At 31.2% G+C, this 13,089-nt stretch carries 11 protein-coding genes; 7 read left to right on the forward strand and 4 right to left on the reverse strand.

The genetic code is table 11. The features are described 5' to 3' along the window. Positions 1 to 39 precede the first annotated feature (39 nt). On the reverse strand, positions 40 to 1,257 hold the full coding sequence (odhB, locus tag BUE95_RS02810; protein WP_073581197.1) for a 2-oxoglutarate dehydrogenase complex dihydrolipoyllysine-residue succinyltransferase: 1,218 nt from the start codon (positions 1,255 to 1,257) through the stop codon (positions 40 to 42). A gap of 86 nt (positions 1,258 to 1,343) precedes the next feature. Beyond that, on the reverse strand, positions 1,344 to 4,115 hold the full coding sequence (locus BUE95_RS02815) for a 2-oxoglutarate dehydrogenase E1 component (RefSeq protein ID WP_073581199.1): 2,772 nt from the start codon (positions 4,113 to 4,115) through the stop codon (positions 1,344 to 1,346). Between the two features lie 115 nt (positions 4,116 to 4,230). On the opposite strand from BUE95_RS02815, the gene BUE95_RS02820 reads away from it, so the two are divergent. From BUE95_RS02820 to BUE95_RS02835, 4 genes are all read left to right on the forward strand, one after another. Further along, positions 4,231 to 4,776, forward strand: coding sequence for a hypothetical protein (locus tag BUE95_RS02820; protein ID WP_073581201.1), 546 nt, complete (start codon positions 4,231 to 4,233; stop codon positions 4,774 to 4,776). An 82-nt stretch (positions 4,777 to 4,858) separates the two neighbouring features. Continuing rightward, positions 4,859 to 5,149 (forward strand): hypothetical protein, encoded by a 291-nt coding sequence (locus BUE95_RS02825; protein ID WP_073581203.1) that lies wholly within the window; start codon positions 4,859 to 4,861, stop codon positions 5,147 to 5,149. A gap of 63 nt (positions 5,150 to 5,212) precedes the next feature. After that, positions 5,213 to 5,938: a GLPGLI family protein gene (locus tag BUE95_RS02830; RefSeq protein WP_073581205.1), complete on the forward strand. Its 726-nt coding sequence runs from the start codon at positions 5,213 to 5,215 to the stop codon at positions 5,936 to 5,938. Continuing rightward, positions 5,928 to 8,567, forward strand: coding sequence for a peptidase associated domain and porin domain-containing protein (locus BUE95_RS02835; protein ID WP_073581207.1), 2,640 nt, complete (start codon positions 5,928 to 5,930; stop codon positions 8,565 to 8,567). The genes BUE95_RS02830 and BUE95_RS02835 overlap by 11 nt, the downstream gene beginning before the upstream one ends. Here the strand turns inward: BUE95_RS02835 and BUE95_RS02840 are convergent. Next, entirely contained in the window at positions 8,551 to 8,904 is a 354-nt protein-coding gene (locus BUE95_RS02840; RefSeq protein ID WP_073581209.1) for a hypothetical protein, read from the reverse strand. The genes BUE95_RS02835 and BUE95_RS02840 overlap by 17 nt on opposite strands. A 48-nt stretch (positions 8,905 to 8,952) precedes the next feature. Beyond that, positions 8,953 to 9,927, reverse strand: coding sequence for a polyprenyl synthetase family protein (locus tag BUE95_RS02845; protein WP_073581211.1), 975 nt, complete (start codon positions 9,925 to 9,927; stop codon positions 8,953 to 8,955). Between the two features lie 139 nt (positions 9,928 to 10,066). Between BUE95_RS02845 and BUE95_RS02850 the strand changes: the two genes are divergently transcribed. The 3 genes from BUE95_RS02850 to BUE95_RS02860 are packed head-to-tail and all read left to right on the forward strand — an operon-like array spanning position 10,067 to position 13,079. After that, positions 10,067 to 10,663, forward strand: a complete 597-nt coding sequence (locus tag BUE95_RS02850; protein ID WP_073581213.1) for a TetR/AcrR family transcriptional regulator — start codon at positions 10,067 to 10,069, stop codon at positions 10,661 to 10,663. A gap of 3 nt (positions 10,664 to 10,666) precedes the next feature. Beyond that, entirely contained in the window at positions 10,667 to 12,007 is a 1,341-nt protein-coding gene (locus BUE95_RS02855; protein WP_073581215.1) for a TolC family protein, read from the forward strand. A gap of 4 nt (positions 12,008 to 12,011) precedes the next feature. Next, on the forward strand, positions 12,012 to 13,079 hold the full coding sequence (locus BUE95_RS02860; protein WP_073581217.1) for an efflux RND transporter periplasmic adaptor subunit: 1,068 nt from the start codon (positions 12,012 to 12,014) through the stop codon (positions 13,077 to 13,079). Positions 13,080 to 13,089 lie beyond the last annotated feature (10 nt).

Here is a 13,089-nt window from a genome sequence, read left to right on the forward strand (position 1 = left end):
CTATTTGAATTTGGGATTTAATAATTGGAATTTATTGAATTATAGTTCTAATGCTTTTTTTACATTTCCACCCATTAAAATTTCTGCTGGGTTTTCTAATGCTTCTTTAACCGCCACTAAGAATCCAACTGACTCACGTCCGTCAATAATTCTGTGATCATATGATAAAGCAACATACATAACTGGAGCAATTACGATTTGACCGTTTTTAACGATAGCTCTTTCTACCACATTGTGCATTCCTAAAATACCTGATTGTGGAGGATTGATAATTGGTGTAGACAACATACTTCCGAAAACACCACCATTAGAAATGGTAAATGTTCCACCTGTCATTTCGTCTACTGTAATTTGTCCATCACGAGCTCTTAAAGCCAATCTTTTGATTTCAGCTTCAACACCTCTGAACGATAATGTTTCTGCATTTCTCATAACTGGAACCATTAGTCCTTTTGGACCCGAAACTGCTACAGAAATATCACAGAAATCATAAGAAATTTTCTCTTGACCATCAATCATAGAGTTTACATCTGGATACAGTTGTAAAGCACGAGTCACCGCTTTTGTAAAGAAAGACATAAAGCCTAATCCTAAACCATGTTTCGCTTTGAACTCTTCTTTATATTGATCACGAATAGCATAAATTGCTGACATATCTACTTCGTTGAAAGTAGTTAACATTGCTGTTTCGTTTTTAGCAGATACTAAACGCTCTGCTACTTTTCTACGTAACATTGATAATTTAGTTCTTTCTGAACCACGGTTTCCTCCTGTTGGAGTTCCCATTGATGGTACTGCGTTTACAGCATCATCTTTAGTAATTCTTCCACCTTTACCTGTTCCTACAATTACAGAAGGCTCGATGTTTTTTTCTTCTAATATTTTTCTAGCTGCTGGAGATGGCGCTTGGGTTGCATACGTTTTTTCTGCTACTGGAGCTGCTTTTGGAGCCTCAGCCTTTGGAGCTTCAACTGCTTTTGCTTCTTCTTTTGCTGGAGCTGCACCACCTTCTGGTTTTGCTGCACCTGTATCGATTAAACAAACTACTGCACCAACTGCTACTGCATCACCTTCTTCTGCTTTTAATGTAATGATTCCACTTGCTTCAGCCGGTAATTCTAATGTTGCTTTATCTGAATCAACCTCAGCAATCGCTTGGTCTTTTTCTACATAATCACCATCTTTTACTAACCATGTAGCAATTTCTACTTCTTTAATTGATTCCCCTGGAGAAGGGACTTTCATTTCTAAAATCATGTTTTTTAGTTTAAAAGTTTAAAATAAGTTTAAAAGTTTAAAAGTTGTGTTAGCCTTAAACCTAAACTATTAGCTGTTTTTTATTTTTATTGAAATAATTTTTTATCAAAAACCATTGCGATTGCGTTAGCATGACGTTTTTTAGAACGCTCATAACTTCCCGCTGCTGGTGCACTGTATGCTTTTGGTGACGCTAATCTTAATTTTACTAAATCAAAATTCATCAACATATAACCATAAGCTCCCATGTTTTTAGGCTCTTCTTGTGCCCAAACGTAATCATCCACATTTGGATAACTGTCGATAATCGCTTTGATTTGATCAACTGCTAATGGGAATAATTGCTCTAAACGAACTACCGCCACATCATTTCTACCTAATTCAGCACGTTTTGCAATGATATCATAATAGAATTTACCTGTACAGAAAACCAACGTTTTAATCCCTTTTTTGTCTGTTGCATTTGGATCATCTAATACCTCTTGGAATTGTCCGTTAGCTAAATCATCCATTGAAGACACTACATCCGGATGACGTAATAAACTCTTAGGTGAGAATACTACTAATGGCTTACGGAATTCTGTTTTTAATTGTCTTCTCATCAAGTGGAAGAAGTTGGCTGGCGTAGTTACATCTGCAATGTACATATTGTGTTTTGCACATAATTGTAAGTAACGTTCCATGCGTGCTGATGAATGCTCAGCTCCTTGGTTTTCATACCCGTGAGGCAATAACATTACCAATCCATTTTGGTTGTTCCACTTATCTTCACCTGCCGAAATGTATTGGTCAATCATGATTTGAGCTCCGTTGGAGAAATCTCCAAACTGTGCTTCCCAAATTACTAAAGTTTTTGGCGATGCTAACGCATAGCCGTATTCAAAACCTAAAACTCCATATTCTGAAAGGTGTGAGTTGTAGATATAAAAGTTTCCTTTTTTATCTTTTATTTTGTCTAAAAGAATTACTTCTTCTTCCGAATCTTCAACTTTAACAACTGCATGACGGTGTGAGAATGTTCCACGCTCAACATCTTGCCCTGAAATACGCACATCAAAACCTTCTTTTAGTAAGGAACCATAAGCTAATAATTCGCCCATAGCCCAATCTAATTTATTGGTTTCAACCATATTCTTTCTATCACCAATTAACTTCGTAATCTTGCTTATGAATTTCTTGTCAGCAGGAAGTTCAGTGATCGTTTTAGCAATTTCTGCTAATTGATTTTTGTCAAATTTGGTATCGAATTTTTGTAGCATTACATCATCCGAAACTTGTTTGTAACCTTCCCATTCATTCTCCATGAAAGGTGTAATTACTGTTAAATCTTTCTTACGAGATGCTTCTAGATTCTCATCTAATTTTGCTTTGTAAGCTTCTTCCATTTCTTTAACAAAACCAGCCGAAATAATATTTTCCTGAAGTAACTTGTCAGCATATAAATCTCTTGGGTTTTTGTGCTTTGAAATGGCTTTATATAGAATTGGTTGGGTAAAACGAGGTTCATCACCTTCGTTGTGACCGTATTTTCTGTATCCTAACAAATCGATGAAAACGTCTCCACCAAACTCCATACGGTAATCTAAAGCAAACAACATTGCATGTACCACCGCTTCTGCATCATCTGCATTAACGTGTAAAACTGGCGACAAAGTCACTTTAGCGATATCCGTACAATACGTGGACGAACGCGCATCTAAATAATTCGTTGTAAATCCTACTTGATTATTAATTACTAAGTGAATTGTTCCACCTGTTTTATAACCATCTAATTTCGCCATTTGAATAATTTCATACACAATACCTTGACCAGCTACAGCGGCATCACCGTGAACAGCAATTGGTAATACTTTTGAAAAATCGTCAGCAAAATATCTGTCTTGTTTTGCTCTTGTGATACCTTCAATAACAGCACCTACTGTTTCTAAGTGCGAAGGATTTGGAGCTAAATTTAAGTTGATTTTTTTACCTGAATCCGTTACTCTATCTGAAGTTAACCCTAAGTGATATTTTACATCACCATCAAAGTTCGCGTCTTCGTCATAGTCTTTTCCGTCAAATTCAGAGAAAATATTTTGTGTGTTTTTGCCAAAAATGTTAGCTAGAACGTTCAAACGACCTCTATGTGCCATTCCCATTACGAATTGTTCTACACCTCTATCAGCAGCCCCTTCAATTAAAGCATCTAATGCTGGAATTGCAGCCTCACAACCTTCTAATGAGAAACGTTTTTGACCTACATATTTGGTATGCAAGAAGTTTTCGAAAGAAACCGCTTCGTTTAATTTCTTAAGAATGTGCTTCTTTTGGTCAGCTGAAAAACTAGGCTGGTTGTCGTTGATGTCTAAACGATTTTTAATCCAATCTTGTACTTTTGGATCTCGAATATACATGAACTCTACTCCGATTGACTGACAATATACATTTTCTAAATGTTTAATAATATCAGCCAACGAACTTGGCTTCATATTAACCATTTTGGCCGCATCAAAAACGGTATTTAAATCCGCTTGAGATAAACCAAAATTTTCCAAAGCCAAAGAAGGTCCGTGAAGTCTTCTATCTCTAACTGGATTTGTTTTGGTGAATAAATGACCCCGTGTTCTATATCCTTCAATTAATTTCAGAACATTGAACTCTTTTTGCATTTTCTCAGAAATTTCGCCCGAATCACTCGAAGCTACATAAGCAATTTGCTGTGCAACTTCATCTGAACCGTAATTGGCTTGCGCGAAATCAAATCCTTGAAAAAAACTTCTCCAGCTTGGCTCTACGCTATCTGGGTTTTGTAAATATTGTTCGTATAAATCGGCAAAAAAAGCCGTATGTGCAGCGTTTAAAAAGGAAAACCTATCCATAGTGTGTTGTCTAAAAGACCTTTTAATTAAAAATTTACGCAAAAGTAAAACATTTTATGATAATCTTTCAAGGATTTTTATACTTTTATAACATTAATTTTTTTAAAATGGATTTATGAAAAAGAATTTCGTAAAAAATTTAACATTTTTATTAAGTTTAATGATTTTAATTAGTTTCAATGCTGAAATTTATGCACAAGAAAATACTGAAAATAAAACAAAAAGTGATTTTTGGAACCGTATACAATTTGGTGGTGGATTAGGACTAGGGTTTGGGAGCGGATATACTGATATCATGATAGCTCCTAGTGCGATTTACAATTTCAACGACTACGTAGCATTGGGACTTGGAACACAATATAACTATGTAAAACAACGTAATTTTTACAATGCTAATATGTATGGTGGAAGTATAATTGCATTGTTTAATCCATTAACTGAGTTTCAAATCTCAACAGAATTAGAACAACTCAGAGTAAATAGAACTTTTGAAAATGGCATTGAAAGCGCCTCACAAAATTTTTGGAATACCGCTTTATTTTTAGGAGCTGGTTATCGAAATGAAAATGTAACTTTAGGCATTCGCTACAACATTCTTCATCGCGATAGAGACAATATTTACGCAGAAGCGTTTATGCCTTTTGTAAGACTATTCTTTTAGTTTAACAAACATTTAACATGTTTATCCTTGCAACATATATCTCTCCTCATTAATTTTGACTTATAACTTAAAAACATTTTTTATGAAAAAATTAATTTTTATTTTAGTATTGTCTTTAATTACATCTGAGGCTTTTGCTGGAAATACAGAAAAAGAGAAGTCAAAAGAGAAAAAAGAGAATTCAAAAGAGAAAAACGAAACTATGGTTTATTGTTGTACAGCTACACTAACCTATAACGGACAGTACTATGACCAAGAAGAATATTGTAGTAATACACCTAACGGTGATAATTTAAATTCTTCACCAAATTGTATTGAAGCTGCGAGAAGGCTAAGCAAAAGAAATCCACAAATTTTAAAATCAGCTGATTAACGAATTTAAGGGTTATTTCTAATTTAATAAGGATAACCCTTTTTTATCTTATTTAACAATAAAATGAAAATTATAATATCTATTTTTTTATTTAGCCAATTTTTGTATTCTCAAAGTTATTCAATTGTTTATGAGATGGAACAAACAGACAATCGTATTAACTTTAAAACTAAATTAAAAACATATTTAGATGGTAATAATGAATTGTCTTTTTATGAAGAGGATTTTAAAAGAAGTAGAGAAAACTTTATTGAAAATAGTGACGCCCGAGAAAACCTACATTCTATGACTAATAATAATGTATATTATAAAAATCGGACAAGTAATACTATTTTATATAGAGACCATATTCGGTTTAAGTTTTTTAATATAAATGACTCTTTAGATTCATTTGAATGGAAGTTAGGATCTGAAAAGAAAACAGTTTTAGGATATGATTGTCAAAAAGCAACAACTATTTTTAGGGGTAGAAAATTTGAGGTTTATTTTACGAATGATATCCCAATTAATGACGGCCCATATAAATTTTATGGCTTACCAGGTCTAATCCTAGAAGTTTATTCTGAAGATGACATAGCAACTATAAAAATTGAAGTAATTCAAATAAATTTAAATAGTGAAAAGCAATATTCTATTCCATATTTTGACTCTAGATTGAAAAACATTAGCTACCAAGAGTATAAAAAACTATATCAAGAAAAATATGAAGAATCTTTATTTAAAGTAGTTAATGAAAAAGGAGAAACAAGACCTATGAGTAAAGGATTTTTTGAATATTATGTGGATTAGAAAAGTCTTATTGTTAATTTCTACGTTTTTTAGTTTTTATCTAACAGCTCAAATAAAAATAAAAGGCACCGTTTCAGATTCAATTGGAACGGTACCTTTTGCTAATGTATTACTAAAAGACAACAACAACACCATTAAGCAATATACGTCGACTAATGAAAGAGGTTTTTACAAAATCGTTTTGAAAGATAACGAAGAAATTCTTTTTTTAGAAGTAACTAATTTAACACATGAACCAAAAACAATCCCTTTAAAAGATTATGTTAGTAAAAATAATGAAATTATTATTGACATAAAATTAAGCGGAAGAGTTACTAAACTTAAAGAAGTTATTGTAGAAAAAAAGATACCAATTGTAACTAAAAAAGATACGCTCGTATACAACCCTGAAAACTTTAAAGATGGCAGCGAAAGAATTATTGAAGACTTATTAAAAAAATTACCTGGTATAAAAGTTGAAGATAATGGTGAAATAAAATTTAAAGGTAAGCCCATAAAAAAAATGCTTTTAGATGGTGATGATTTATTTGATGCTAACTACACTATAGGAAGCAAAAACATAAATGTTGACATGATAGACAAAGTACAAGGGATAGAAAAATTTGAAGAAAACAGCCTTTTAAAAGGAATTAGAGAATCTGATGAAGTTGCTTTAAATCTTTTGCTTAAAAAAGGGAAAACAGACTTTTCAGGAAATACAACCCTAGGTTATGGAGTTGAAAATCGTTATTACGGTAATCTTACAGGTATTTTAGTAAACAGTAAAATCAAAGGCTTTGGAATTGCTTCTTACAATAATGTAGGTCAAAATAACACCCCATATGATTTTGATTCTCAAGTATTATCGCTCGAAAACTTAAAAAACAAAAACTTAAATACACAATCTTTAATTAATGAAGGTAATTTTAATTCTGAAATAGATAATAGCTTTCACCGATTAAACAATAATTTGTATAGCAGTTTAAATTTTCTATATAAAGTTAACAAAAGTTCTAATTTAAGACTAAACTTTGGTTTTTATGATGATAAACTCCAAAGGATAAACAAAAGTAATTCGGTAATTACTTTAGAAAATGAAACTTTTGAAGTTAATGAAACCAATAATCAAATTAAAACACCACAGTTATACGATTTAAAAGCTCAGTTTTCAAACAAAGAAAAAAAGAATCTCCATTGGGAATATTTAGGAAAGTTATTCTACAATAAAACAAATTTTAACGATTCGAGTATTAACAATACATTATTACAGAACAATAATGTAGATTCAGAAAACTTCAATTTGAATCAATTTATTAATTCAACTTATAAAATTTCTGAAAACAAAGCCTTAGTTTCATCTTTGCATCACGTAAGTAGTAAAAGTCCACAAACACTTTTAACTAATCCAGGAACAACAATAGACCGCTTCAATAATTTAATAGCTTTTCAACAAAACAGTGAATTTTCAAAAGATTACTTTAATGTAAATGCATCTTATTACTTAAGTAAAAACAAATTTAAATATGGTGTTCATTCAAGTTTTTTTACTAACGAAAACCGATTAAATTCAAAATTACTTGACGAATCAAATCAAATTTTAAATAATGATTTTGTTAATAATAATTTATATAAAATCACTAATTTCAATATAAATCCTGTACTAGTATTTAATACAGAAAAATATTCTATTAAATTAGGTATTAATGCTATTTACAATTCTATTTATTTTAAAGAAAGTTCGTTAAAAGAAGAAAATAACAACCTTTTTTTTACACCTAAACTAGCTTTAAAATACAGATTTGACAAAAAAAACAGCACAACTTTTAGTTATGATTATAATCAGATGCTTCCTGATGAAGACAAAACTTTTACTGGAGTGGTTCAAACAAGTTATCGCGGTTTTATTTCTAATGAACTTTCTTTAGAATACCTTAAAACGCATTCATACAGCCTAACATATAACTATAACGACTTTTTTAACCTAACGCAATTAAGTATAAACCTAAGTCATAACTATCGCCCAAATAATTATTTTTACAACACTATTATCAATCAAGACATAACAATATTTAATCGTTTTTATGGAAATTTTGGGAATAAAGATTATGGATTATCTATTACTGGAGAAACTTACTTTCATCCCTTTAGAACAACATTTCAATTGAACTCAAACTTCAATCTTTCATTTGATAACAACATCATTAATAATTCTGAAATTAGAGAAATAAAAAATGAAAATCTATTTTTAAACTTCACTGCTAGACGAGGAATAAAAAAAATATTAGTTGTTGAAAATAAAACTTCATTTGTAAACAATAATTTCAAAATCATCAAAGAAAATTTAACAAATAATTTTCAGAGTTTATCAAATCAAACAAAAATTATATTTAAAAAGAATGAACATTTAAATGTAAATATAATTGGAAACTTTATTTCTCCGAGTCTGAAGGAAAACAACAATTATTTTTTCTTAGAATCTGAAATAAATTACATCTCAAAAAATAAAAAAATCACTTATTCTTTAGTTGGGAAAAATCTAACAAATAATAAAATGTTTTTTATGAGTAGTGTTACAAACTTTTCAAATAATAGGTCATCACACAATCTAATTGAAAGATATGTAATGTTAAAAGTTACATTCGGTTTCTAAACCACACTTTTTGCCACTCACGTTTTAATACCAAAAAAGTAACCTGTTCCGATAATTCTACCAAATCAGAACCATCTAACTTTTTGATTTGTTCTTCTGGCACATCGATGATGTAGAGTAAATTCAAATATTCAGCAAATTTGTATTGAATGAGTTTGTAGATTTTCTCTTGCATTAAATTCTTAAACTCGAACGGAAAAATACTTGATGGCACATCTAAAGATTCATTCGCCAAAGCAAAATCTTTATTTACTTGTTCAATCAATTTGAAATACAAATTTTCTTCTTCGGCTTGCGAAATTAAGGTGTCAATATCTACAGGATTAATAAAATTCATTTTTACACTATTATTGACACATTGTCGAATTGAACAATTGACACATTATTACACGTTTCTTCCCATCAAATTTTCTCCAAAAACTTTTAAAATGGCTTTCTTTTCATTTTCAACATCCATTTTTTCCAAAGTTTCAAATGCTTTGAAAGTATATTCTTGAATAGCTTTTTTAGTTGCCTCACTTGCTCCTGAAGTATTAAAAATGGACTTTACGGATTCGATTTTATCTTTGTTATCTGAAGGTTGAATAGAAAACAAATCCAACAATTGTTTTTTATCTTCTTCATTAGCAAACTCCATTGCTTTCAAATATAAATACGTTTTTTTATTTTCAATAATGTCTCCCCCAACTTGTTTCCCAAAGGTTTCTGGATCTCCAAAAGCATCTAAATAATCGTCTTGTAATTGGAAAGCAATGCCTAAATTTAATCCAAAATCATAAATTAAATTTGCATTATCTTCTGATGTTTCTGCAACAATAGCTCCCATTTTCATAGCGGCTCCCACTAATACAGCAGTTTTATATTCAATCATTTTTAAATACTCAGGGATTGTAACATCGTCACGTGTTTCAAAATCAACATCATACTGTTGGCCTTCACAAACTTCTAAAGCAGTTTTACTGAATAATTTTGCTAATTCTTGGAATATTTTTGGCTCATAATTTTCAAAATATTGATACGCTAAAATCAACATCGCATCACCCGATAAAATTCCGGTATTCAAATCCCATTTTTCATGAACCGTTTGATTACCTCTTCTTAAAGGCGCATCATCCATAATATCATCGTGAATTAATGAGAAATTATGAAAGACCTCAACTGCAGTAGCTGCAGGAATCGCTTTTTCACAACCTACATTAAAAACTTCTGTTGCCATTAAGGTTAGAACTGGGCGCATTCTTTTTCCACCAAGTGATAAAATATATCGTACAGGTTCGTAAAGATTTTTTGGTTCTTTATTGGCAACTATTTGAGAAAAATGATTTGCCATTTTCTCTTGATAATAGGATATAGAATGCATTTCTTGAATTTTTTGCTAAAATACTTTAATATTCTGAAACGAGACGAATATATCAAATGTTAAATTTATGTAAAAACAAAGGAAACTATTTTGGTGTTAAAAGTTTCCACCATACATTTGTCCCCGAATTTAACAAATAATGAAAGACAAAATAATTAGTAAAGCAAAGGAAATGTTTTTAAAACTTGGTTTTAAGAGCATTACAATGGACGATATTGCTTGCGAAATGTGTATTTCAAAAAAAACCATTTATAAATATTTCTCCAACAAAGATGTGTTAATAGAAGAAAGCATTCAGGCAGTTCATAAAGAGATCCAAACAACTTTAGATAAGATTTCAGAAAAGAACTACAACGCTATCGAAGAAAACTTTGAAATAAAGAGAATGTTTAGAGAAATGTTTAAATCATCTGAGTCTTCTCCTATTTATCAGTTAAAAAAACATTATCCAGATATATATGAGAATGTTTTAAGCATACAGATTGGGGTTTGTGAAGAATGTTTTAGAAAGAATATTTCAAAAGGAATAAAAGAAGGTCTCTACAGAAAAAATTTAGATGTTGAAAATTATGTCAAATTTTATTATACACTGATTTTTAATATAAACGAAAATACAGTACTAGAAAAAGACTCCCATGAATTAGAACTAAAAGCTTTAGAATACCACATTAGAGCCATGGCAACCTTGGCTGGAATAATTGAACTAGAAAAAAATCTTAAAAACCCAATAATATAAACAATGAAGAAAACAATTCTGATATCCTTATTAACTTTTACTTTGTCAGTGGATGCACAAGATCTTGTACCACTAACACTAAAAGATGCTATTTCTTTCGCACTTGAAAATAAAGCGGAGGCAAAAAAGGCCAAATTAGAGGTAGAAAACAGCGAATTTAAAATTCAAGAGGTACGTTCGAGAGCTTTACCTCAAATTTCGGCTAATGGTAGCATGACCTACAATCCTATACTTCAATTAAATGCATTACCAGGCGATTTTTTTGGAGCTCCAGGAACTACTATTTTAGCACCTCTTGGACAAAAATGGAACTCAATTGCTGGTGTTTCTTTAAATCAAGCTTTGTTTGACCAATCAGTTTTTACTGGATTGAAAGCTGCAAAATCTACAAGAGAATTTTATCAAATTAATGCGCAATTAACAGAAGAACAAGTTATTGAACGTGTTGCGAACGCTTATTATCAAGTTTATGTACAACAACAAAAACTAATAGTTGTTGACACTAATTTAAAAAACACGAATAAAGTTAAAGACATCATCAAAGGACAATTCGATAATGGATTAGCTAAAAAAATAGATTTTGATCGTATTACTGTTCGAGTTAATAATATCAACTCACTTCGCCAGCAAATTTTAAATGCCATTACCCTACAAGAAAATGCTTTGAAATTTTATATGGGAATGCCAATGGAAAACAAAATCATTATTCCTAGCAATGCATTTGAAGTTACTCCTCAAGATTTGTCTGCTAAGGCAGATGTTACAAGTAGAACCGAATACTTGTTATTAAAAAAACAAGAACAATTATTAACCTATCAGAAAAAGGCGGTGCAGGCAGCTTATTACCCAACGCTTTCATTAAGCGGAAGTTATAATTACATAGGTCAAGGTCCAGAAATGCCTCTTTTTGCAAAACCAGCAGATGGTGTTTATTGGTCGGATTTTGCATCTGTTGGATTAAATCTAAGAATTCCATTATTCACCGGCTTTGGAACAAGAGCAAAGGTTAGACAGGCAAACAATGCTTTAAATATCATAAAAGTAGATCTTGACGATACGAAGTTAGCATTAGATTTAGCATTTGATAATGCAAAAAAACAACTTGAAAATAGTTTAATAACCATAAATAATCAAAAAGAGAATGCACAACTAGCTCAAGAAGTTTTAAACAACACTAATAATAATTATACACAAGGCTTAGCTTCCTTAACCGATTTATTAGACGCAGAAAATGCTATGGTGGAAGCACAAAACAATTACACCAATGCAATATTGGAATACAAATTAGCTGAAATTCAATTTATAAAATCAAAAGGAGAACTAAAAAACTTATTAAACCAATAATCAAATGAAAAAAATAATTTATATCGTTTTAGGGGTAGGACTAGTAGGAGCTACAATAGTAACTCTTATAAACAATAAAAAGCAAAATGAAGCAGATACTGCCATTGTAGCTCAAGAAAATAGCAGTGTCGCTGTTCGAGTAGCAACAGTCGCAACAAACCCTATCGAAGATAATTTCATTGCAAATGGGAACTTTGCTCCTGCTCAAGAACTGGAGTTTGCGGCGGAACGTTCTGGAAAAGTTATTTCAATCTTAGTTAAAGAAGGTGATAAAGTAGCTAAAGGTCAAACCTTAGCAATTATCAGAGGAGATGTTGTAAATGTTGAAGCTGAAACAGCAAATGCCAACTATCAAAATACCTTAAATGATTATAATCGCTTTGAAAGTGCTTACAAAACAGGAGGCGTTACTAAACAACAATTGGATCAAGCTAGAATTAACATGATTAATGCTAAATCTAGATTAACACAAGCTAACATAAACGTTGGGGACACAAGAGTAAAAGCACCTTTCAGTGGGATTATCAATAAAAAATTCATAGAAGTAGGAACTATATTAAGCGCTATGCCTCCAACTAAAATGTTTGAGATTGTAAACACTAGTTCGTTAAAATTAAAAGTAAATGTTAGTGAGCGACAAGTGGCACAATTGAAAATTGGTTCGGTTGTTAAAGTAAAAGCAAGTGTTTTACCTGATAAAGACTTTTCTGGAAAAGTAACATTTATTGCTTCAAAAGCAGATTCATCTTTAAACTTTCCGATTGAAGTGGCTATTACCAATAACCCTAACAGTGAAATCAAAGCGGGTATGTATGGTTCTGTAATTTTTGGTGCGCCAGAAGGAAAACAACCCGAATTAATGACAATTCCAAGAAGCGCTTTTGTTGGAAGTGTTAGTAGCAACCAAGTTTACATTGTTGAAAAAGACGTTGCTGTTATGAAAAAAATAGTAGCTGGAAGAGTTTTTGGAGACAAGGTTGAAATCCTAAGCGGTTTAAACAATGGGGATGTTGTCGTAACAAGTGGTCAAATTAACTTAAGTGACAGTACTAAAGTTTCAATTGTAAAATAATAAAGAAAGA

Source organism: Flavobacterium cucumis (assembly GCF_900148835.1).
Taxonomy (GTDB): Bacteria; Bacteroidota; Bacteroidia; order Flavobacteriales; family Flavobacteriaceae; genus Flavobacterium; species Flavobacterium cucumis.

What these genes read in the sequence shown, in the direction of transcription:
- odhB (WP_073581197.1), bottom strand. Translation starts at nt 1,257, where the DNA reads ATGATTTTAGAAATGAAAGTCCCTTCTCCAGGGGAATCAATTAAAGAA.
- BUE95_RS02860 (WP_073581217.1), top strand. Translation starts at nt 12,012, where the DNA reads ATGAAAAAAATAATTTATATCGTTTTAGGGGTAGGACTAGTAGGAGCT.
- BUE95_RS02830 (WP_073581205.1), top strand. Translation starts at nt 5,213, where the DNA reads ATGAAAATTATAATATCTATTTTTTTATTTAGCCAATTTTTGTATTCT.
- BUE95_RS02820 (WP_073581201.1), top strand. Translation starts at nt 4,231, where the DNA reads ATGAAAAAGAATTTCGTAAAAAATTTAACATTTTTATTAAGTTTAATG.
- BUE95_RS02815 (WP_073581199.1), bottom strand. Translation starts at nt 4,115, where the DNA reads ATGGATAGGTTTTCCTTTTTAAACGCTGCACATACGGCTTTTTTTGCC.
- BUE95_RS02825 (WP_073581203.1), top strand. Translation starts at nt 4,859, where the DNA reads ATGAAAAAATTAATTTTTATTTTAGTATTGTCTTTAATTACATCTGAG.
- BUE95_RS02835 (WP_073581207.1), top strand. Translation starts at nt 5,928, where the DNA reads ATGTGGATTAGAAAAGTCTTATTGTTAATTTCTACGTTTTTTAGTTTT.
- BUE95_RS02850 (WP_073581213.1), top strand. Translation starts at nt 10,067, where the DNA reads ATGAAAGACAAAATAATTAGTAAAGCAAAGGAAATGTTTTTAAAACTT.
- BUE95_RS02855 (WP_073581215.1), top strand. Translation starts at nt 10,667, where the DNA reads ATGAAGAAAACAATTCTGATATCCTTATTAACTTTTACTTTGTCAGTG.
- BUE95_RS02845 (WP_073581211.1), bottom strand. Translation starts at nt 9,927, where the DNA reads ATGCATTCTATATCCTATTATCAAGAGAAAATGGCAAATCATTTTTCT.
- BUE95_RS02840 (WP_073581209.1), bottom strand. Translation starts at nt 8,904, where the DNA reads ATGAATTTTATTAATCCTGTAGATATTGACACCTTAATTTCGCAAGCC.